30 protein-coding genes and 1 pseudogene are annotated in these 20,822 nt (G+C 43.4%); 22 read left to right on the top strand and 9 right to left on the bottom strand.

The window, feature by feature from the left end:
• Positions 1–9: 9 nt before the first annotated feature.
• From KXD37_RS05605 to KXD37_RS05650, 10 genes are all read left to right on the top strand, one after another.
• On the top strand, positions 10–141 hold the full coding sequence (locus tag KXD37_RS05605; protein ID WP_373271166.1) for a YjcZ family sporulation protein: 132 nt from the start codon (positions 10–12) through the stop codon (positions 139–141).
• Positions 142–272: 131 nt separating this feature from the next.
• Positions 273–1,595, top strand: a complete 1,323-nt coding sequence (locus KXD37_RS05610; protein ID WP_127696852.1) for an aspartate aminotransferase family protein — start codon at positions 273–275, stop codon at positions 1,593–1,595.
• An 18-nt stretch (positions 1,596–1,613) separates the two neighbouring features.
• Positions 1,614–2,303: a CoA transferase subunit A gene (locus tag KXD37_RS05615; protein WP_106021307.1), complete on the top strand. Its 690-nt coding sequence runs from the start codon at positions 1,614–1,616 to the stop codon at positions 2,301–2,303.
• Positions 2,288–2,941 (top strand): 3-oxoacid CoA-transferase subunit B, encoded by a 654-nt coding sequence (locus KXD37_RS05620; RefSeq protein WP_024121766.1) that lies wholly within the window; start codon positions 2,288–2,290, stop codon positions 2,939–2,941. The genes KXD37_RS05615 and KXD37_RS05620 overlap by 16 nt, the downstream gene beginning before the upstream one ends.
• A gap of 8 nt (positions 2,942–2,949) precedes the next feature.
• Positions 2,950–4,260 (top strand): peptidase, encoded by a 1,311-nt coding sequence (locus tag KXD37_RS05625; protein WP_095713126.1) that lies wholly within the window; start codon positions 2,950–2,952, stop codon positions 4,258–4,260.
• Positions 4,238–5,065 (top strand): putative beta-lysine N-acetyltransferase, encoded by an 828-nt coding sequence (ablB, locus tag KXD37_RS05630; RefSeq protein ID WP_106021303.1) that lies wholly within the window; start codon positions 4,238–4,240, stop codon positions 5,063–5,065. Before KXD37_RS05625 ends, ablB begins: the two co-directional genes overlap by 23 nt.
• Positions 5,066–5,097: 32 nt before the next feature.
• Positions 5,098–6,513 (top strand): lysine 2,3-aminomutase, encoded by a 1,416-nt coding sequence (ablA, locus tag KXD37_RS05635; RefSeq protein WP_263463390.1) that lies wholly within the window; start codon positions 5,098–5,100, stop codon positions 6,511–6,513.
• Positions 6,510–6,788, top strand: a complete 279-nt coding sequence (locus KXD37_RS05640) for a YokU family protein (RefSeq protein WP_188323062.1) — start codon at positions 6,510–6,512, stop codon at positions 6,786–6,788. Before ablA ends, KXD37_RS05640 begins: the two co-directional genes overlap by 4 nt.
• An 86-nt stretch (positions 6,789–6,874) precedes the next feature.
• Positions 6,875–7,099, top strand: a complete 225-nt coding sequence (locus KXD37_RS05645) for a YozE family protein (RefSeq protein WP_010334616.1) — start codon at positions 6,875–6,877, stop codon at positions 7,097–7,099.
• Between the two features lie 153 nt (positions 7,100–7,252).
• Positions 7,253–7,933: a hypothetical protein gene (locus tag KXD37_RS05650; protein WP_010334614.1), complete on the top strand. Its 681-nt coding sequence runs from the start codon at positions 7,253–7,255 to the stop codon at positions 7,931–7,933.
• Here the strand turns inward: KXD37_RS05650 and KXD37_RS05655 are convergent.
• Positions 7,930–8,073 carry a hypothetical protein gene (locus KXD37_RS05655; protein ID WP_103671803.1) on the bottom strand — a complete coding sequence of 48 codons (144 nt, stop codon included), beginning with the start codon at positions 8,071–8,073 and terminating at the stop codon, positions 7,930–7,932. The genes KXD37_RS05650 and KXD37_RS05655 overlap by 4 nt on opposite strands.
• Positions 8,074–8,193: 120 nt before the next feature.
• Here KXD37_RS05655 and KXD37_RS05660 point away from each other — a divergent pair, with 120 nt between their 5' ends.
• The 3 genes from KXD37_RS05660 to yodL all read left to right on the top strand — a co-directional run bounded on the left by KXD37_RS05660 (position 8,194) and on the right by yodL (position 9,433).
• Entirely contained in the window at positions 8,194–8,370 is a 177-nt protein-coding gene (locus tag KXD37_RS05660; RefSeq protein ID WP_010334612.1) for a YozD family protein, read from the top strand.
• 77 nt (positions 8,371–8,447) lie between these two features.
• Entirely contained in the window at positions 8,448–9,059 is a 612-nt protein-coding gene (locus tag KXD37_RS05665) for a phosphatase PAP2 family protein (RefSeq protein WP_188323061.1), read from the top strand.
• Positions 9,060–9,118: 59 nt separating this feature from the next.
• On the top strand, positions 9,119–9,433 hold the full coding sequence (gene yodL, locus KXD37_RS05670; RefSeq protein WP_038954208.1) for a shape determination protein YodL: 315 nt from the start codon (positions 9,119–9,121) through the stop codon (positions 9,431–9,433).
• A 37-nt stretch (positions 9,434–9,470) separates the two neighbouring features.
• Here yodL and KXD37_RS05675 read toward each other — a convergent pair whose 3' ends face one another.
• Complete coding sequence (locus KXD37_RS05675; protein ID WP_024121758.1) at positions 9,471–9,596, bottom strand: hypothetical protein; 126 nt, start codon at positions 9,594–9,596, stop codon at positions 9,471–9,473.
• 201 nt (positions 9,597–9,797) lie between these two features.
• Between KXD37_RS05675 and deoD the strand changes: the two genes are divergently transcribed.
• Positions 9,798–10,499, top strand: a complete 702-nt coding sequence (gene deoD, locus KXD37_RS05680) for a purine-nucleoside phosphorylase (protein ID WP_024121757.1) — start codon at positions 9,798–9,800, stop codon at positions 10,497–10,499.
• A gap of 83 nt (positions 10,500–10,582) precedes the next feature.
• On the top strand, positions 10,583–11,404 hold the full coding sequence (locus tag KXD37_RS05685; RefSeq protein ID WP_095713120.1) for a D-alanyl-D-alanine carboxypeptidase family protein: 822 nt from the start codon (positions 10,583–10,585) through the stop codon (positions 11,402–11,404).
• A 40-nt stretch (positions 11,405–11,444) separates the two neighbouring features.
• Here KXD37_RS05685 and KXD37_RS05690 read toward each other — a convergent pair whose 3' ends face one another.
• Positions 11,445–11,705, bottom strand: coding sequence for a hypothetical protein (locus tag KXD37_RS05690; protein WP_024121755.1), 261 nt, complete (start codon positions 11,703–11,705; stop codon positions 11,445–11,447).
• A gap of 86 nt (positions 11,706–11,791) precedes the next feature.
• Positions 11,792–12,493 carry a class I SAM-dependent methyltransferase gene (locus KXD37_RS05695; RefSeq protein ID WP_024121754.1) on the bottom strand — a complete coding sequence of 234 codons (702 nt, stop codon included), beginning with the start codon at positions 12,491–12,493 and terminating at the stop codon, positions 11,792–11,794.
• Between the two features lie 151 nt (positions 12,494–12,644).
• On the opposite strand from KXD37_RS05695, the gene KXD37_RS05700 reads away from it, so the two are divergent.
• Positions 12,645–14,045 carry a S41 family peptidase gene (locus KXD37_RS05700; protein WP_188323059.1) on the top strand — a complete coding sequence of 467 codons (1,401 nt, stop codon included), beginning with the start codon at positions 12,645–12,647 and terminating at the stop codon, positions 14,043–14,045.
• 35 nt (positions 14,046–14,080) lie between these two features.
• Here KXD37_RS05700 and KXD37_RS05705 read toward each other — a convergent pair whose 3' ends face one another.
• Positions 14,081–15,571, bottom strand: a complete 1,491-nt coding sequence (locus KXD37_RS05705; RefSeq protein WP_263463405.1) for a sodium:solute symporter — start codon at positions 15,569–15,571, stop codon at positions 14,081–14,083.
• Positions 15,571–15,771 carry a DUF3311 domain-containing protein gene (locus KXD37_RS05710; RefSeq protein WP_044155515.1) on the bottom strand — a complete coding sequence of 67 codons (201 nt, stop codon included), beginning with the start codon at positions 15,769–15,771 and terminating at the stop codon, positions 15,571–15,573. The genes KXD37_RS05705 and KXD37_RS05710 overlap by 1 nt, the downstream gene beginning before the upstream one ends.
• A 184-nt stretch (positions 15,772–15,955) precedes the next feature.
• Here KXD37_RS05710 and KXD37_RS05715 point away from each other — a divergent pair, with 184 nt between their 5' ends.
• Positions 15,956–16,867, top strand: coding sequence for a ring-cleaving dioxygenase (locus KXD37_RS05715; RefSeq protein WP_188323058.1), 912 nt, complete (start codon positions 15,956–15,958; stop codon positions 16,865–16,867).
• Between the two features lie 11 nt (positions 16,868–16,878).
• A complete protein-coding gene (locus tag KXD37_RS05720) occupies positions 16,879–17,481 on the top strand; it encodes an alpha/beta hydrolase (protein WP_188323809.1) in 603 nt (200 codons plus the stop codon).
• A gap of 45 nt (positions 17,482–17,526) precedes the next feature.
• Here the strand turns inward: KXD37_RS05720 and KXD37_RS05725 are convergent, their stop codons facing one another.
• Positions 17,527–18,135, bottom strand: coding sequence for a nitroreductase family protein (locus KXD37_RS05725; protein ID WP_024121749.1), 609 nt, complete (start codon positions 18,133–18,135; stop codon positions 17,527–17,529).
• 129 nt (positions 18,136–18,264) lie between these two features.
• Between KXD37_RS05725 and yodB the strand changes: the two genes are divergently transcribed.
• On the top strand, positions 18,265–18,603 hold the full coding sequence (yodB, locus tag KXD37_RS05730; RefSeq protein WP_024121748.1) for a transcriptional regulator YodB: 339 nt from the start codon (positions 18,265–18,267) through the stop codon (positions 18,601–18,603).
• Between the two features lie 181 nt (positions 18,604–18,784).
• A complete protein-coding gene (locus tag KXD37_RS05735; protein WP_024121747.1) occupies positions 18,785–19,051 on the top strand; it encodes a hypothetical protein in 267 nt (88 codons plus the stop codon).
• 91 nt (positions 19,052–19,142) lie between these two features.
• On the opposite strand, the gene KXD37_RS05740 is transcribed toward KXD37_RS05735, so the two are convergent.
• Complete coding sequence (locus KXD37_RS05740) at positions 19,143–19,532, bottom strand: tautomerase family protein (protein WP_024121746.1); 390 nt, start codon at positions 19,530–19,532, stop codon at positions 19,143–19,145.
• A 364-nt stretch (positions 19,533–19,896) separates the two neighbouring features.
• On the opposite strand from KXD37_RS05740, the pseudogene KXD37_RS05745 reads away from it, so the two are divergent.
• Together KXD37_RS05745 and KXD37_RS05750 are read left to right on the top strand one after the other, a co-directional pair.
• Positions 19,897–19,997: pseudogene (locus tag KXD37_RS05745) on the top strand (transporter); the annotation flags it as partial.
• A gap of 100 nt (positions 19,998–20,097) precedes the next feature.
• Positions 20,098–20,331, top strand: coding sequence for a hypothetical protein (locus tag KXD37_RS05750; RefSeq protein WP_044155524.1), 234 nt, complete (start codon positions 20,098–20,100; stop codon positions 20,329–20,331).
• Between the two features lie 32 nt (positions 20,332–20,363).
• On the opposite strand, the gene KXD37_RS05755 is transcribed toward KXD37_RS05750, so the two are convergent.
• Positions 20,364–20,819, bottom strand: a complete 456-nt coding sequence (locus KXD37_RS05755; RefSeq protein ID WP_024121742.1) for an Hsp20/alpha crystallin family protein — start codon at positions 20,817–20,819, stop codon at positions 20,364–20,366.
• Positions 20,820–20,822 lie beyond the last annotated feature (3 nt).

Consider the following 20,822-nt stretch of genomic DNA (forward strand, 5'->3'; position numbering starts at 1 on the left):
TAAGAAAGGATGAAAAACAATATGCATGGATATTATCATGGATACGGTTACGGAGGATTTGGCTGCGGGACAAATACATTTGTATTGATTGTTGTCTTGTTCATTTTATTAATTATCGTCGGAGCCGCTTTTATTTGCTAGATGAAATAACACAAGAGCCTTTCGAAGTTCGGAAGGGCTCTTTTTTTGTGCGAAAAAAGATTTTATAGGGAACGTCATGCCGCTATTTGGACACTCATACAATGTAGAAAAGGTGTTTTTGAGGTGGAAGCATGAGCAGTTATTTAATTAAGCCAGAACTTAATGCGGAATATCCGATTGTCAGTCATGCAAAGGGCACATATGTGTATGATCAGAACGGAAAAAAATATCTTGATGGCTCATCTGGTGCGGTGACATGCAATATCGGCCATGGGGTTGATGAAGTAACCGAGCAGCTGAAAGAACAGCTTGATAAGGTGTCTTTTGCTTACCGCTCGCAGTTTACGAGTGAGCCGGCCGAGCAATTAGCTGCTTTACTGGCTGAGCAGCTGCCGGGAGACTTGAATTGGTCTTTTTTTGTCAATAGCGGATCAGAGGCCATAGAAACGGCAATGAAAATCGCCATTCAATATTGGCAGGAAAAAAAGCAGACAGAAAAATCCATCTTTCTCTCACGATGGAGCAGTTACCACGGAATAACTTTGGGAGCGCTTTCATTGTCGGGATTTTATGAACGCAGGTACCGGTTCACCCATTTGCTAGAGCGTTATCCCGCTCTCTCAGCCCCGCATATATATCGGCTGAATCAAGAGGCAAAAAAAGATTTTGTTCAAAAGGCTGCGGAGGAGCTGGAAACCGCTATAAAAAGAATCGGAAGTCAGTTTATTGCTGGATTTGTGGCAGAACCTATTATTGGAGCCGCGGGAGCAGCAATCACTCCTCCTTCTGGATATTATGAGAGATTGCAAGCGGTGTGCCGCTCACATGGTGTGCTGTTTATTGCGGATGAAGTGATGACCGGGCTTGGGAGAACTGGGAGGATGCTTGCGACAGAGCATTGGCATACCGTTCCTGATATCGCTGTGCTTGGAAAGGGGCTCGGTGCAGGCTACGCGCCTATTGCAGCTGCAGTTGTGTCTGATACGGTTCTCCAAACGATAAAACAAGGATCAGGTATTATTATGAGCGGTCACACATACAGTGCTCATCCCTTTTCAGCCAAAGCCGCTCTCGAGGTTTTGCGTTATGTTATCAGACACGGCTTGATCAAACAGGCTGAAGAAAAGGGCTTCAAGCTGAAAAAGAAACTTGAAGAGATGATGCACCGAAGCGGCATCATTGGGGATGTCCGCGGCAAAGGACTGCTGTTAGGCGTTGAATTTGTGGCTGATAAAAAGACAAAGCGAGTGTTTCCGCAAGATCGGTCGATGACCCAGCGTATCATCAGCGAAGCAAAAAAACGCGGGCTCATTGTCTATCCTGCCAAGGCTGGAATCGACAGCGGGGAAGGAGATGCCGTAATCATCGCTCCTCCATTCACAATCTCAGACGGAGAGATGGAAGAGCTTATATCAACTTTTTCGGAAACAGTTGCAGAAGTTGAAAAAAACTGAAAAGGGACTGAAATCAATATGGCACCATTTCAAAAAACGATCAGCATTGAATTGGCAATTGCAGATGTGCGTGATGGGTCGGTCCTTATGTTTGGCGGCTTCGGAGGAGTCGGCTCTCCTCCTTCTTTGATTGAAGCCATATTGGACAGCGGTGTGAAAGAATTAACTGTCATTTGCAATGATGCCGGATTCCCGGAGATTGGGATTGGACCGCTTATTGTCAATAAAAGAGTCAAGACACTGATTGCATCGCATATCGGTTCAAATCCCGTAGCCGGAAAACAGATGACAGACGGCACATTAGAGGTTCGATTTTCGCCTCAGGGCACGCTCGCAGAACGGATTCGCGCCGGCGGATCCGGCCTTGGCGGCATTTTGACCGATATCGGCATTGATAATCAAATGGTTTGTGAGAAAAAAGAGATTGTGTCTGTAGCGGGGAAACAATACTTGGTTGAAGAAGCGCTGACGGCTGATTTTGCCTTCATCAATGCCTGCATTGCAGATGAATTCGGCAATTTAACGTATGACAAAACAGCGCGCAACATGAATCCACTTATGGCAATGGCCGCCAAAAGAACCTTTGCCGAGGCTGAGACGATTGTGCCGATGGGTGATATTGCAGAAGAAATGATTGTAACGCCTGGGGTTTTTGTTGAGGGGGTTGTGAGAAGCGAAGGGGTGAGGTGGAAATGGGCTTGGGAGTAACAGAAAGAGAGCAGATCGCCAGACGGGCTGCTTCTGAAATCAAACCAGGCATGATGGTGAATCTCGGTATCGGCATCCCTTCCTTGGTGCCGAACTTTTTGCCGCCTGACATGCAGGTTATGCTGCAGGCGGAAAACGGCGTACTCGGGATTGGCGAAAGTCCTGAAAAAGGGAATGAGGATGAAAATTTATGCAACGCCGCGGGATTCCCTGTCCGTGCTGTAAAGGGGGCATCTTATTTTGATACAACGATGTCTTTTGCCATGATCAGAAGAGGCATGATTGATATTACGATTTTAGGCGCTTTGCAGGTAAGCCAGTCGGGAGACCTTGCGAATTGGCTTGTACCCGGAAAAAAGGTGCCAGGCATGGGCGGTGCGATGGAGCTCGCCCAAAAAGCGAAAAAAGTGGTTGTCGTCATGAGCCATACCGATCAAAAAGGGAGGCCTAAATTAACAGAAGCCTGCACCCTTCCGTTAACAGCAGCAGGCTGTGTAGATATGATCATTACTGAAAAAGCAGTTCTTGCAGTTGGCCGGCATCATTTTATTTTAAAAGAACTGATGAATGGCTCAACAATTGACGAGGTGATCGGGCTGACCGACGCTGAAATAATGGTAGATATGCCTTTTTCTTAAAAGGGGGAGTGATGATGCAGGACATTGAAAGAAAAGTAATCGAATGGCTTGATCAGCATTCAGCCAAAGCCATTCGTCTTTTGAAAAGGCTGGTTGGAGAAAAAAGCACACTTGGCAAGGAATTTAACGCCCAGGCAGTAGTTCTTGAAAAGCTTAGGCAATTTCATATGGACATTGATGTGTGGGAGCCGAGCCTAAAACAATTAAAACAGCATCCCTATTTTATATCAGACCGTTCGGATTTTCATGAGAGCCCGAACATTGTCGCTAAAAAAACGGGAGAGGGCGGAGGACGATCTCTGATTTTAAACGGGCATATCGATGTTGTGCCAGAAGGAAATTTGAAAGAATGGAAGTATGAACCGTTTCAAGCTGCCGAAGTAAATGGTAAAATTTACGGCCGCGGCTCCACTGATATGAAGGGAGGCAATACAGCCCTTCTATTTGCATTAGAAGCTCTGCACGCCTGCGATGTCAAACTGAAAGGTGATGTATTGTTTCAAAGTGTTATAGATGAAGAGTGCGGCGGCGCCGGAACACTTTCTGCCATTATGAGAGGCTATCGTGCGGACGGGGCGCTAATTCCGGAGCCGACGAATATGAAGCTTTTTATTAAACAGCAGGGCTCGATGTGGTTTCGGATCACGGTTAAAGGATTAGCGGCACACGGAGGCACACGGTATGAAGGTGTCAGCGCCATTGAAAAAAGCATGCATGTCATTACAGCCATTCAAGAGCTTGAAAAAGTCCGCAATGCAAGAATTTCTGACCCGCTTTATAATCATATCCCAATCCCGGTTCCAATTAATATTGGCACCATCTCAGGCGGAACATGGCCGTCCTCGGTAGCAGACCGCGTCGTCATAGAAGGAAGGTGCGGAATTGCTCCTCATGAAAAGCCTGAAGCAGTGAAAATGGAATTGGAAAATTGGCTGAAAGATTTACAATACCATGATGAATGGTTTAAACGCCATCCAATTCAAGTGGAATGGTTCGGGGCTCAATGGCTGCCGAATGATTTGCCTGATGGCCATCCTTTACTATCAGTTTTGCAATCAGCCTATCAAAAAATAAAACAAACAGAGCCGATCATCGAAGCGTCGCCTTGGGGGACAGACGGCGGCCTTTTGTATCATGCGGGAGATACTCCTGTTATCGTTTTTGGACCGGGAGAGACGAAAACGGCACATCAGGCAAACGAGTATATTGAGGTTGAAGCCATGTTAGAATCAGCTAAAATTATTGCTCTTTTTGTGATGGATTGGTGCGGGCTTCATACAGACGGGGAGGATGCTGATGATCAAAACGGTAAAGAATAGCGGTGTTACGGCTGTCATAGACAATGACCGCTTTAATAAACGAATTAGAGTCATTCGTTATGAAGGCGCTATTCAGGAAGCCTTGTCTGATATTATGACAGCGGCTGAAGAGGAGGGTGCCGAAAAAATTATTGTGTACACTAAACAGCATGACGAGGCAGAGCTGGCTAAACAATTGTTTACGCCGGAGGGCTTTCTCGAAGGCTACTATCTCGGCCATCGCGCTGCCGTTATGGTCCGTTATCTCACAGAAAAACGAAGACAAACAGATACCTATTTATCCGAGCAGGAAATGATAGAGCTATTATATAAATTGAAGCCTCAGCCACAAATCGAAGACAGGTCTCCTTTTACAATGAGAAAAGCAGAAACAAACGACATGTATCAGTTATCTATGCTGTATAAAAAAGTATTCCGCACGTATCCGACTCCTGTGTTTGATCCCGCCTATATTGAAAAGACGATGAATGAGCATACGCTTTATTATGTCATGCTTGAAGATGACCGTCTGATTAGCGCGGCAAGCGCAGATATCAATCCTGAGCTGGGGCATGCCGAAATGACGGACTGTGCCGTGCTTCCCGATTATCGGGGCCGTTCGCTGACAAGTATTTTAATAGATGCATTAGAAAAAGAAATGAGAGAGCAAGATATCTTTCAAGTATTTTCACTCGCCCGCGCTGCATCTTTTGGCATGAATGCTGTCCTGTATCATTCCGGGTATCAGTATGGCGGAAGGCTGATCAATAATTGTTATATAGGAGAAGGGCTCGAAAATATGAATATCTGGTGCAAGCGCCTGTAAGTCAAAAAGAAATGCACGAGGAGGAATTTCATTTGACAAACAAATGGTATAAACCGAAACGGCATTGGAAGGAGATAGAGTTATGGAAGGATGTTCCGGAAGAAAAATGGAATGATTGGCTGTGGCAGCTGACCCATACTGTAAGAACATTAGATGACTTGAAAAAAGTGATTAACCTGACCGAAGAAGAAGAGGAAGGCGTCAGAATTTCTACTAAAACGATCCCCTTAAATATCACACCCTATTATGCTTCCTTAATGGATCCCGACAACCCCAGATGTCCGATACGGATGCAGTCTGTGCCGCTCTCTGAAGAGATGCACAAAACAAAATACGACCTGGAAGACCCGCTTCATGAGGATGAAGACTCTCCGGTACCCGGTCTGACACACCGTTATCCCGACCGAGTCCTGTTCCTTGTCACGAACCAATGCTCCATGTACTGCCGCTACTGCACAAGGAGGCGTTTTTCTGGTCAAATCGGAATGGGTGTCCCTAAAAAGCAGCTTGATGCCGCGATCGCCTACATTCGGGAGACACCCGAGATCCGGGACTGCCTGATTTCAGGCGGGGACGGGTTACTGATCAATGATCAAATTTTAGAATACATTTTAAAAGAGCTGCGCAGTATACCCCATCTGGAAATTATCAGAATCGGCACAAGAGCGCCTGTCGTTTTCCCTCAGAGAATCACCGATCAACTGTGCGATATTTTAAAGAAATATCATCCGGTCTGGCTGAACACCCATTTCAACACAAGCATCGAAATGACGGAGGAATCCGTTGAGGCTTGCGAAAAGCTGGTGAACGCAGGTGTGCCGGTCGGAAATCAGGCCGTCGTGCTAGCAGGCATTAATGATTCGGTAACAATTATGAAAAAGCTTATGCATGACTTGGTGAAAATCAGAGTCCGTCCCTATTATATATACCAATGTGATCTCTCAGAAGGCATCGGACATTTCAGAGCTCCGGTTTCAAAAGGGCTGGAGATTATTGAAGGGCTGCGAGGCCATACTTCAGGCTACGTGGTACCAACTTTTGTCGTTGACGCACCAGGCGGCGGCGGGAAAATCGCACTGCAGCCAAATTATGTTTTATCGCAAAGTCCTGACAAAATCATCTTGAGAAATTTTGAAGGAGTCATTACCTCTTATCCGGAACCTGAACATTATATCCCTAACCAGGCTGACGCCTATTTTGAGTCTGTTTTTCCTGAAGCTGTCGACAAAAAAGAGCCAATTGGACTGAGTGCCATCCTTGCCGACAAAGAGATTTCTTTCACACCGGAAAACGTGGCCAGAATCAAAAGGAGAGAAGCATATACAGCGAAGCCGGGGCATGAAACCTTAAAGGACCGGCGGGAGAAAAGAGACCAGCTAAAGGAAAAGAAATTTTTAGCCCAGCAGAAAAAAGAAAAAGAGGCAGAAAGCGGGGGGAATTCTTCATGAAAACATGCGAATGGTGCGGTGTGCCTGAGGCGCAGCCTGGCACGAACACGGTTTATTGGGAGCTTCCTGACGGCACACGAGCCATAGAGCTGACAAACACCCCCGCGATGATTTGCTCTTCTTGCGGAATGGCCTACCAAGAGGATTCGACGATAAAGGATATTGAGGATCAGCTGTTTTTAATCAACACAAGAAAACTCCCTGAAAGTCTGACGTATCAACAGCTCATGGAAACGGAAAGGATATTAAAACGCAACTATTTTGATTTTTCCTGAATGATGTTTCGTTATTCTTTTGTTGTAATTTTACACTTGCACTGTATAATAGAACAACAAAAGACAGACACCAGGAGGGGAAACCCATGAAATCCTTTTATCACTATTTATTGAAATACAGACATCCTAAGCCGCAGGACAGCATCAGTGAGTTTGCCAATCAGGCGTATGAGGATCACAGCTTTCCAAAAACATCAACCGATTATCACGAAATCAGTTCATATTTGGAGCTGAATGTTGATTATCTGGACACGATGGCTACGTTTGATGAAGCTTGGGAAAAATACGAGGCCGAGGTGCACGGCAAATAACCGCATGTTTAAATCCGCAGATCCGCTGCGGATTTTTTTGTGCGCATACACATACCATAATTGGATACTTCCAATGGTTTTCATGCCCATGCGAATTGGTGTAACCCAGCATACGATAGCGTATGAGAAATGTTGCGGCGAGGGGGAGACACCGTGAAGCAAAATAAACCGAAATTCCAAGTAGGGGATATCGTAGTCGTCATTATGTATGGGACAGTCGGCACAATCACAAAAGTGCACCAAATCGATAAGCACTATCTTTATGAAGTAAACCACAATGAAGTCTTATATTTTGAATCGTCCATTCAATTATATAAAGATTATGAAGGCGTCATTGTCGATATGGAAAAACTTGATATTGAATATGAATTCCTCATTGGAGATGTCGTTTATGTAAAAGATTATGGAAAAGAACTCTTTCGCATTATCGGCCACAGAACAGAAATTTGGAGATATTTAGAAGATGGCTGGGAAGATATTATTTATGAGCTGACTCGTTTAAAGGATGGAGAGTGGCTTGAAACGGAGGAAGAGGATCTCACGCTGGTACTCAGAAAGTATGAAATGGACCAGTTTGTGCATCAGCTTTTGTTTGTCCACTATGTCGGAGAAACTGCCCATGAGATCGGCGAAGATATTGTACCGTCTGCTCTTCTTCAGTTTGAAGGCGAAGATGAAGATCAAGATACCCTGCGCATCCTGGCTGTATCAATTGTTGATGAGCTTTTGGATATTTACAACGATTACAAAATTCTGTACGAAATGTTTAAAGATGAAGAATATAAAGATATGATGATGTTTGTGCTGGAAAGTTTAAAAGAACACTTCAGTTAGTTTGTGAACAAGCGGATGATCACATATAAAAAGTAAGGCAGACAGCCCCAAATCATGACATGCGTCATACCTTTGAGCGTTTTTTCCATCACCATATCGAATCTTTCTCCGTCCAGTGCTTCCATCATTTTAGCGATCATTTGTCAGCCTCCTATGGCTTGTTTTTTTATTCAATGTATATGAATGAAAGAATTGTTTAGAACACCGGGTATAATTCATCCCGTTTTTTCATAAAACATAAAAAAGGAGGCGGTACGGTTATGAAAGAAATAGATCTTGTGATTGACACGGAAGAAATCGCTGAATTTTTTTACAGAGAGCTTGCAAGACGGGGCTACATACCGAGTGAAGATGAGCTGTTTGAAATCGCCGATATTACCTTTGATTATCTGATAGAAAAATGTATGATAGATGAAGAGCTGGATGAAGATTGTTAAGGCTTGAAACCGGAGCGGCCAGCTCCGGTTTTTTATTCGGCTGATATGAATTTTTGAGAAATAAAGGAGGGAAAATCTTGTACAAGCCAGTCAGTCTGTTTCTTCTCTTTCTTTTTTTAGCCGCGGTTATTCATACAGCTGCTGTTCAATCAGCAGATGAAATGATCAGTAAGGCAGCCGCAGCTATCCGTCAGCCTTGGCTGATCGATGTGGTGATTTGGGTGACACATCTTGGTGCTACTTCCTTTTTACTGCCACTTATCGTAGTCATTTGGGCAGGGCTGTTTTTTTACAAGAGAACCTTGGACGGTCTTTTGATGCTCTTCATATTCGGTGCGGATCGTCTGTTAAACAAAATATTAAAAGAGTGGATCGAACGGGCAAGGCCGGATTTTGAACCGCTCGTTCATGAGTCGTCCTTCAGCTTTCCGAGCGGCCACTCCATGAACGCTGCTTGTGTTTATCCAGTAATCGCCTACTTTTTAGTGAAACACATCCCGTTTTTGTCAAAGCATAAAAAAGCGGTATACATAATCGCCGGTACTGTCGTTATTTTGGTTGGTGCCAGCAGAGTCTACCTCGGCGTGCATTTTTTAACTGACGTTTTAGGAGGCTTCAGTCTCGGCCTGCTGCTGTTTTTCCTCGTGAAAGGTTTTGACGAAAAGTTTCATTCGTTTCGACAAAAGTAGAGAGAGGAAAAAGAGGGCGAAACGCCAATATGTTATAGAAATAAAAGGGAGGGATCTTGATGATGTTATCCGTGTTTAAAAAGAAGTCTTGTTTTTACGATGTGACAATATTTCAAACACCCCGGTTTGGTGAAAAAAAAGGCTACAGAGCCGTCTATCGAACTGAACTGAACGGGAGCAATCATCAAGACGTGCTAAAAAGAGCATTCTCTTTGTTTAATGTATTCGATACTGTTCCAAGTGATTATGATGCGAGATTTATGGCCACAGGGGATGTGATTTTGATTGATGAAGGCAGAAAAGGGAAAACATATTATAAACTGCTTCCCGCCGGATGGAGGAAAATCAATCGTCTGATTGTGCAAACAACATAACGAAAGAAAACTGCGGATATCCGCAGTTTTCTGTTTTTTAAGGTTTTCGTTTGGCCGCGGAATGCTCTTTTTCGTGCGCCTCTTCAGCTGCGATAACGTCTTTAGCAGGTATGTGGTTGTTCTTTTTTTGTCCGGTTATTCGGTTACGCTGTTTTTTACCCATGTTTCATCCCTCCTTTTGCCGTTAGGTTCTCATATAAGCAGCTCAATTATCCCGATTTTCTCTAATGGCGCCTAAAAATACCCCGGATCATTTTCTTTTTTCGGAACATTCCTTTATAATCAATGCTGAAGTTTGTCTCATCATGACATCCGTTGTAAAATGAACGGACTGATCGTTAATTTTGGTTGAGGAGGATATGAGATGAGTGTACATATCGGTGCGGAAAAAGGACAAATTGCGGATACGGTACTATTGCCGGGGGACCCTTTAAGAGCAAAATTTATCGCTGAAACGTATCTTGAAAATGTGGAATGCTATAATGAAGTCAGAGGCATGTATGGATTTACAGGTACATATAAAGGCAAAAAAATCTCTGTGCAGGGCACGGGCATGGGCGTTCCGTCCATTTCAATTTACGTCAATGAATTAATTCAAAGCTATGATGTGCAAAACTTAATAAGAGTAGGCTCTTGCGGCGCCATCCGTAAAGATGTCAAAGTGCGCGACGTCATTTTGGCCATGACTTCTTCTACTGACTCACAAATGAACAGAGTCGCTTTTGGAAGTATCGATTTCGCGCCTAACGCAGATTTCGAGCTTTTGAAAAATGCCTATGACGCCGCTAAGGATAAAGGCGTACCGGTGACGGTAGGCAGTGTATTTACTGCTGACCAGTTCTACAATGACGATTCTCAAATTGAGAAGCTTGCCCAATACGGTGTGCTCGGGGTAGAGATGGAAACAACCGCTTTGTATACATTGGCAGCGAAGCACGGTAGAAAAGCGCTGTCCATCCTGACCGTGAGCGATCACGTATTAACAGGAGAAGAAACAACAGCAGAAGAGCGTCAAACCACTTTTCATGATATGATAGAAGTGGCTTTACATTCTGTATCAAAATAAAATAAATGAAGAGGCGTGCTGGGTGCCGGCAGCCTCTTCTTTATGGATACGGAAACGATTGATAAAAGGAAGGTAATGTGATTATGAAAAAGTCCGGTAAATGGTTCTCGCTGGCCGCCGCTCTGAGTGTGACGGCAATTGTCGGAGCCGGCTGCAGCATGTCAAATGGGGATGCTCAAAAGGATACGAAAACCACTGCAGAATCAAAACAGACAGAAGAAAAAACAGCTGACAGCAAAAAAACAAATACGCAGGACAGTGAGTTCTTATTGGAAAGCAAGTTTTTCAATAACATTAAAAAAGTGGATGGCCTGGAAACCATTCAAAATCCGAAAAATATCCTCGCCCTTGTCAATAAGCAATACGCACTGCCAGGAGACTATGAACCTAGCGATCTAGTTATCCCTGATGTCGAGTTTTCTTTTAAAGAGAAAATACAAAAGCGATACATCAGAAAAGAAGCAGCAGACGCATTAAAAACGATGTTTGATGCTGCGAAAAAGGATGGCTATGAGCTGGCAGCCGTGTCAGGATACCGCTCGTATGACAGACAGCAGGTTATCTTTAAAAATGAAGTAAGCTTAAAAGGGGAAAAGAAAGCAAGAGAAGCTGTCGCATATCCGGGTGAAAGCGAACATCAAACAGGTTTAGCAATGGATATTTCCAGCCGAAGCAACGGTTTTGAGCTAAATGAGGCGTTCGGCAGCACCGAAGACGGAAAATGGGTGCAGAACAATGCATATAAATACGGTTTTATCATTCGCTACCCTAAAAACAAAGAAGACATCACGAAGTACGAATACGAACCATGGCATTTGCGTTATGTAGGCAAAAAGGCTGCAAAGGTTATTCATGAGAATGACTTAACATTAGAAGAATACTTTGAAAAAGTGAAGAAGATATAAAATAAAAACCCGCTTACCATTGGTTAAGCGGGTTTTTCCATTAAAAAAAGAATAAACCGGCGAGCGCCACACCTGTAATCAGCCCAAGGCCAATACCGTATGCGGCTCCATATCCATATCCGTAGCCGCCCCAATATCCATAGCCAAATCCGCCTCTTGGGCCCCCTGAAGTAACTGGAGCAATAAAGACCTTGCTGTTGGTTACCCGTGTAATTCTGCCCACATGGACTCTGCCGTTTCTTTCTGTAATTCTAGCAACTTTTCCTTGGTGCTGGCGGCAGATATGATAGTATTTTTCCAATATAAATCCCTCCTAATCCGTCTTTCTATCAGCTTATGATAGATAAACAAAAAAGGTTGGACGAAAAGAGGGGGTGAAGCGCCGTTTTACTTGTATGCGATAAAGATACAATGACCCATATACTCGCTGTATGCCTGCATGAGGTCATAATGGGACTGAAGCGTTTCATAGTAGATAGGAGCGATTGCTTGCGATACATCCATTTCTGTCGTCGGTTCAAATTCCATATCTTCCGGCAAAAGGGTGATCGTTTCTGTTTTCTGAAATCCATGGGAACGAATCGAGTCTATCCACTCCGATTCGTCATAAAGCTTTGTAAAACCGTAAAAGTCCATCATTTGCTTCTTTTCGCGCGGAGGCATCGGCTGTTTAAGCGCCGCTTCAATACCGATCAGCATTCCACCCGGCTTCAATACTCTATTAATTTCTTGAAGGGAGGATGTCAGATGGGAAAAACTGAGGACGGATTCGGACAGGACGCAGGAAAAGGACGCCGAAGAAAACGGAAGATGTTCCAGCTCTCCAAGATATGCAGGGATGGCCAGCCCTTCATTTGCAAATCTTTTTTTCGCCTTCTCAAGCATGACAGGGTCTTTATCAACGACTGTGACAGGATAAAGCAAATGTCCTAAATAAGCCGCAGTTTGCCCCGTCCCGCATCCGGCATCAAGAATCGGCTGATCAGGCGGAGGTGCCGCTTTTTGCAATACGGCTTTTGAAAAAGCAAGCCCGCCTGGATGTGCACCTGAGACACCGAATAAGGACAGCATTTCTAAATATCGGCTCAAAATGGTATCCTCCTTTTTCGTTATTATATGTCGTGAAAAGACATAGGTTTATGAAACGATAAAGAAGGGCGGATCTCTATATTTTCTGCTCCGAGTTGACGAATAGGAAATCGTCCATGATAATAATGTAAGAAGAAAAGGTGGTGTTTAATTGAAACGGCAATTGAAACTGTTTTTTGTTGTGCTGATCACTGCGGTTGTCGCTTCGGCGCTGACTTTATTTATTACGGGCAATTCAAGCATTCTGGGCCAGAAATCAACAAGCACAGGAGACAGTAAGTTCGATAAATTAAATAAAGCGTATGAGCAAATCAAAAGTGATTATTACAAGGAAACAAACGATGACAAATTAGTAGACGGAGCAATTAAAGGAATGATTGAGTCTCTGGACGATCCTTACTCTACCTATATGGATCAAGAGGAAGGAAAATCATTCGAAGAAAGCATTTCTGCATCCTTTGAAGGAATAGGAGCGCAAGTAGAGGAAAAAGACGGTGAAATCCTTATTGTTGCGCCAATCAAAGGTTCACCTGCTGAAAAAGCCGGAATCAAACCGAAGGATCAAATCCTGAAAGTAAACGGGAAAAGCGTAAAAGGCATGAATGTAAATGAAGCCGTCGCTTTAATCCGCGGCAAAAAGGGCACTAAAGTGAAGCTTGAGCTGAACAGAGCGGGAGTGGGAGAGATTGATCTTTCCATTAAGCGCGATACGATTCCTGTTGAGACCGTCTATTCTGAGGTGAAAGACAATAATATCGGTGAGATCCAAATCACTTCTTTCTCTGAAACAACTGCTAAAGAGCTGACAAATGCGATCGACAGTTTAGAGAAAAAAGGTGCCAAAGGCTATATTTTAGACTTGAGGGGCAATCCGGGCGGCTTAATGGACCAGGCGATTACAATGAGCAATCTGTTTATTGATAAAGGTAAAAATATTATGCAGGTTGAGTACAAAAACGGCTCAAAAGAAGTCATGAAAGCGGAAAAAGAACGAAAAGTCACAAAGCCGACTGTCGTTTTAGTAAATGACGGAACAGCGAGCGCTGCAGAAATCATGGCCGCTGCCCTTCATGAATCGTCAGGCATTCCGTTAATTGGAGAAACCACATTCGGAAAAGGCACAGTGCAAACCGCAAAAGAGTATGAGGATGGCTCAACAGTCAAACTGACAATGGCCAAATGGCTGACTGCTGACGGTGAATGGATTCATAAAAAAGGCATCAAGCCGCAAGTGAAAGCAGAACTTCCTGATTACGCGAAGCTCCCATATTTGGACGCTGATAAAACGTACAAATCAGGTAATACAGGCACTGAAGTCAAAGTCGCTCAGCAAATGCTGAAAGCACTTGGCTATCAGGTGAAGGTAAACAGTACGTATGATCAGGATTTTGTATCAGTCGTCAAACAGTTCCAGAAAAAAGAGAATCTGAAACAAACAGGCGTGCTGACTGGCGATACTACAACAAAACTAATGACAGAACTTCAACAAAAGCTGTCAAATAATGATACGCAAATGAAAAAAGCAATTGAAACGCTGAAAAAAGAAATGTAAAAAAGCCATACGCGGCTACCGCGTATGGCTTTTTTTTAAGCACCCTTCTGATTCGGATTCGGTTCAGTTTTTTTACCAAATAAACTTTCTTTGACTGGATTTGAACCTGCTCTTTTTACAAACAGCGGATTGAGAATGATTACAGCGATGATATTGGCGGACAATCCCCAGAAACCTTCATAAATGCCGTGTGCAGATTGAGTGATATACACAATAAACGTAACCGCAAGGCCGGCTAATAATCCGATCACTGTCGCCTCTCTCGTTTGGTTCTTCCAGAATAAGCTGACGGCAATCGCGGGGAAGATCTGCACCATACCGGAAACGCCTAAAAGCTGAAGTGTTACTAAGGCAGTCGGGAACAGCATTCCAAATAGTAGAGCAAGACCGATCACGACAAACACCATGGAACGTGTAATAAGGGTCAGTTTGCTTTGTGACACATTTGGATGGATCAAGTCACGGTATAAGTTATTGGCAAATAAATTCGATGCTCCGATAGCCATGATCGAACAAGGGATCAATGAAGCTAGGGCGATAGTGGCATATGCAAAACCTTGTGCCACGCCGCCGTAAGACGTCTGAATCAGATGCAGCAGCGCCAGTCTTGGATTTGTATCTTCCGGCAGCACAAGAAAAGCGATAAAACCAAGGAAAATAACTAAGATTAAAACGATGTTATAAAGCGGCAAAAACATGCTGTTTTTTCTAACTGCATCGGCACTTTTCGCCGTAAATACACCTGTAGCGGCATGCGCCCACATAAAAAGTGCCAAGGCGGATACAATAGATGCTGTAATAAACCAAGGGATGCCTTTTGGGCCCTCTGTCGGTATCGTCAGCATTTGCGGCGCTTCCTTCACCAATGTATCAATCATCGGCGTCCAGCCGTTGAAATGAATAAGAGGGAGGGAAACGACCATAAACAGCATAATCACCCATACTAAAATATCTTTAATAATGGCTGTAAAAGTAGGCCCTTTAATCCCGCTGAAAAACGTGTAAAGAGCAACTAGAATAAATGAGATGATGACAACAAACTTTACGTTGATATAGCCGGTTCCCGCCACCTGAAGCGTATCTTGAATTCCGCTAAGCTGAAGACAGATATATGGGATAAGCATCAGGACACCGACAATTGCAACGAGACTTGCCAACAGCTTGCTGTCAAAACGTTCCCGCGCATAATCAGCGAGAGTTGTTAATTTGTGAATTTTCGCAACTTTCCAAAGTTTCGGCAGGAAGAAATAGGCGATAAAATAAGCCAATACGGAGTAAGGAATTGCAAAAAACGCAACACTTCCGCCTGTGTAAGCCGTACTGGTCAGGCCTAAGAAAGTATATGCCGTGTAAAGGTCAGCGCCAACTAAAAACCAAACGAGAAGGCCTCCAAAACGTCTGCCGCCGACAGACCATTCTTCCACCGAGGTTCGCGATGATTTGTCTCTCCCGGCGAGAAATCCGATACAGACAACAGTTAATACGATAATAGCCGTAATCATAAGTGCAGTGAGATTTCCTTGCATCATTCAATTCCTCCATCTTTTTTTTGCACCAGGTAAATGCCAAACGAACATACCGGCGTAATGATAATCCACAGCAGCAGCCAAAAATGGAAAAAAGGAAGGCCGAAAATAATCGGTTCGATTCGATTCACAAACGGCAAAAGTGCAAGCTGAATGAATGGTAAAATGATGAGTATAACAATAAGTGCTTTTTTAACCATTTACTTTCCTCCTGAAAGATGATAATGCTCACTATAATAGCAGTTGTAAGATAAGATCACAAGATAATTATTAGAAAAAAATGATTTTTTCAATTATTTAATTAAGTCACATGGTTTGCATCCTGCACATTATAGGTTTAAAATAATAAATATCTCGAAATCAAGATAATTTAGGAGTGAAAAGATGAAAACAGAAGGATTGCATCATGTCACAGCATTTGCCAGAGATCCGCAAGAAAATTTGCGATTTTATACAGAAGTGCTCGGGCTTCGGCTTGTCAAAAAAACAGTGAATTTCGATGACCCGGGAACATATCATTTTTACTTTGGGAATCAAAATGGAGATCCAGGGACCATTATTACCTTTTTCCCGTTCCAAGGAAGCGGGCAGGGAACGGTAGGGAAAGGCCAAGCCGGCCGAATTTACTTTTCAGTCCCTAAAGGCTCTCTGGCTTTCTGGAAGGAACGCCTTCAAAATAATGGACTGAATGCAGAGGAGAAAATGCTATGCGGGGAACACGCTCTGATCTTTGATGATACAGAAGACCTTCCGTTAGCAATCATGGAAGCCGGCGAAAGCGGAAAAAGCGAGTGGACACCTGACGGTATTTCAGAACATGAAGCCATCACCGGAATGAGAGGCGTGCTGCTGTACTCCTATGATCCGCAAGCAACGATTCAATTGTTAGAGGAAAGCTTCGGATACAGCAAAGTAGCGGAAGAAGATCAGATCGTTAGACTGAAATCCGCAGCGGCTGTCGGAAACGTGATTGACGTTCATTTGCAGCCGGAAAAAAGAGGCGTCGGAGGTTATGGAACAGTTCATCATATAGCGTTTCGGACAACGAGTGAGGAGCAGGCTAAATGGCAGCCGCTTATTGCTGAAAAACATCTCCCTTCATCAGAAATTCTGGACAGGGAGTATTTCACATCAATTTATTTCAGGGAAAAAGGCGGCATTTTATTTGAAATTGCCACAGATGAACCAGGCTTTATGACAGATGAAACGTTTGATGAGCTGGGGACATCCTTAAAGCTGCCTGAATGGCTGGAGCAACACCGCAAACAAATTACAGATATTTTGCCTGAATTGTAGGAGGGGACATGATGAAGCATATTTTTGAAAAAGGGACATCTGATAACGTCTTACTGCTGTTACATGGAACCGGAGGAAATGAGCATGATCTCCTTTCATTGGGCCGTTTTATAGATCCGGATGCTCATTTGCTCGGCGTCAGGGGATCAGTGCTCGAAAATGGAATGCCGCGCTTTTTCAAACGCCTCAGCGAAGGTGTATTTGATGAAAAGGATCTCGTTGAGCGGACAAAAGAATTGAAAGATTTTATCGACGAGGCGGCACAAACGCATCAGTTTGACCGGAGCCGAGTGATTGCAGTCGGCTACTCAAACGGCGCAAATATCGCAGCGAGCCTGCTTTTTCATTATGTGGATGTTTTAAAGGGGGCTATTCTGCATCATCCTATGGTGCCGATACGGGGGCTTGAGCTTCCCAATATGACAGGGCTTCCTGTTTTCATTGGGGCGGGAAAATATGATCCGCTTTGCACAAAGGAAGAATCGGAAGAGCTTCACCGCTGTTTGCTTGACAGCGGGGCATCTGCTTCAGTTTTTTGGCAGGATGGGGGCCATCAGCTCACACAGCATGAAGCTGAACAGGCTCGCCAATGGTACAAAGATACGTTTCAATAAAAAAACCTTAGTCCGTGTTTATCCGGACTAAGGTTTTTCTTAGATTTACAGCCAAGTTGATACTTTTGATAGAGGCAAGCGGTTGCTTTGGTGTGCAGGTTTCACTGCTTTCCCGATAGAAATAAGCATAACCGGAACATAGCGCTCGCTGATATCAAATTCCTTTTGGAACTGCTCCTTATTAAATCCTCCGATTGCGCAGGTGTCATAACCTTTCGCTTTTGCGGCAATCATAAGCTGCATAGCAGCCAATGAAGCATTTAAGAAAGCGGAATCGCGTGCGAACTGTTCACTTTGGTAAGCACCGTTAATTTGGCCAAGAAGCGTTTGTTTGATTTCATCCGTGATGAAACCTTGGTTTGCCAGTTCAGCGTAAACGTCTTCACCGTTTTCATTCGCTTTTAGATCGCCTAAAATGGCAACGACAGCAGAAGATTCAACAATTTGTTTTTGATTATATGCTACAGGCAGAAGAGCCGCTTTTGATTCATCGCTGTGGAAAACTGTAAAATGCCAGTGCTGCAGATTCCATGCAGAAGGCGCTTTAGTGGCGAGCTCCAAAAGATCAGTCAGTTCCTCTTTAGAGATCGGGGCATTCGTATCATATTCCTTAACAGATGCCCGTGCTTGCAAAATGTCCAGAGTATCAGTCATAATGTTTCCTCCTTCGGGTAAACGTGGTATGATAATAGAAAAGTTAGAAGCTTACTAAATGTAACTTGAAAGATAATTTTAATGGATCAGTGAATACTTGTCAAACAATAGATGAAGGGATGAAGACTAGTGGGAAATACAATGTGCCCTAAAATGGAGTCAGCTTTCTCATTGCTGGGAAAACGATGGAACGGTCTGATCATCCATGTACTAATGGATGGGCCGAAACGATTTAAAGAGATAACGGAAACCATACCGATGATCAGCCAAAAAATGCTGGCAGAGCGCCTTAAAGAGCTAGAGCAAAACGAAATTGTTGAACGCCGGGTTCTTCCCGAGACACCGGTAAAAGTGATCTATACGCTGACTGAAAAAGGAACCGCGCTGCAAGCCGTATTTCAAGAAATGCAAGCGTGGGCCGATCAATTTTGTGAGCCTGGTGTTACAGTGTGCGAAGAAGAGAAATAATGGAAAGAAACAGAGCATCCGCAGAAAGGGTTTGTTTCAGTGAGAAAGTCATGTAAGTGGGTCATACCGTTTACATGACTTTTTATTTTAGGAGCCATGTTATGAATCAGCTTTTATTTTACATATATAAAAAGAGATGTTAGGATGATGTCAACATACAAAAATAGGAAAGGGTCCTTCCGTGAAAAAGTTACTAACAGCTATCCTGTTGTTAATGGGAATCATCATTTATCTTGTTGTTCAAATCAGCAAACCGGAACTCTATCTGCCTGAATTTTATATATACGATCAAAACCCTGTCAGCTTTCATTGGAATTACATAGGCATCGAAACTGGTTATAAAAAGGGAGACCCTGATTCTATCCACCAAATCTGGATCACACCGTTATATTTCGTTTTGCTGGCTGTTTTCATTCTGGTTATTTCTGCTTTTTTGAAAAAGAAATAAAAAAGAGAGGTCTTGAATAAGGATCTCTCTTTTATTATTTCATTGACTGGCCATTTGCTAAGTGTAAAGCAGATGAAGAAGTTTCACCATCTTATAACTTACCATTCAAAAATTGTGCCTCGCCGAGCCCGAAACTCCAATCAGCATCACCGTTTTCCGTAATGGAAACCATTAGGTCTTCCGGGGAAATACCGCATTCTGCTTCTAGTTTTTCAGCCAGCAAGGCATATAATTTCTCTTTTTGGCTCTTTGTTCTTGTTTTACTTGTAATGCTGATCACGATCAAATCCTTGCTTCTATGAAATCCTAATCCGGTATCGTGAATCACGAGCTCATTCGCGGGATGCTGGTGCACAATTTGATATCGGTCACTCTCCGGCACGCCAAACGCTTCTACCATTGCTTGATGAGCAGTGTCTAATAGCGATTGTAATGCTTTTTGATCACGGCCTTCTATCAGATCGAAACGTAATAATGGCATTTGAATTCCTCCTTTTGTGACACTGATTTTATCAGCATGTTATCACATTGTTTTGTTATCTGAAGCCAATTGATAGATAAAAACATAACATATAACCAATAATTGATCAATATATAACTACATTGTTATCTGACAGCCTATGAAATCATAAATATTACTGGCAGTAATTGATTAGGAGGTTAGTATGAAAATAATAGTTGATCAAAAGATGACAATTATATCACCACGAAGATCCTATTTCGTTTAAATGAAAGCGTTTTCTAATAACATCCGGAGATATTGTCAAAAACAACATGAAAAAATAGAGGTTAGCCATGCCGATTTTTATCACTGTTGCCGGGGTTTTTATTTTGTTATTTCTGACGGCGTGAGCATGAAGGAAACGTTTCAAACATGGACGCTGCTCACAACGGTCCTCTCGGTACAGGACTGGGCTGTGTTTTATTGGCCGGATTATTTTTGTAATAATGCTTTATCAGTAAAAATCCAATTTAACAATAGCCCAATCGTTTTTCTTCCTGGATGAATATCTTATATATAGGCAGACATAAAGGAGGAAATAATCATGTACCCTCAACACTCATATTATCGCGGGAACCCAGGTCCGGCCGGATACCCGGAACGAAACCCTTTTTTGTTTGGCGCTCCTTTAGTCGGCGGTTTATTAGGCGGTTTTCTTGGGAGTGCTCTTTTTAATTATCCGCGTCCCTATGCGTATCCGCCTGTTCCTTACGGTTACGGAGGTGCGCCATACGGCCCCGGGGGACCGTATGGCGGAGGTTATCCCGGTTTCTATTAGCAAAAACGGCCTGCACAGAAGCAGGCCGTTTTTTATCGCATAATTTCTACCTCGGACATATTGTAGTCCTGCTGTTTATGAAACATGACTTCCAGATGGCCGTCTTTATATACGGCTTTCGTTCCTTTCCGTTTGACAAGACAGGGAAGATTTACTTTTTTAGGATGAGTCAAACCCGGGAAATGTTCAATCAGTAATGTATGTGATGTATGTTTAATTTTGAGCTGTTCCAGCTGGCTTTCGCTTACTGAAACCTTTACAAACACATGGTCTGCTGTTTCGAATATATCTATATCAGGTTCGGTGCGCTTTGTTTTTTCTTTAGTCGGGAGAGGATCGCGAAATGGAAATTGAGCCGCGTAATCACTTCCGAACACACTTTCCATTACACTGTTTACATAATGCTCAACCTCTTTTGGATCGGCCTTTTTTAATGCTTCCTTGGAAAATTGATTTTGGAAAGGAAAGTACTTGTTCCACTCAAACATCTT

It is taken from the genome of Bacillus sp. XT-2 (assembly GCF_025696525.1).
Classification (GTDB): domain Bacteria; phylum Bacillota; class Bacilli; order Bacillales; family Bacillaceae; genus Bacillus; species Bacillus halotolerans.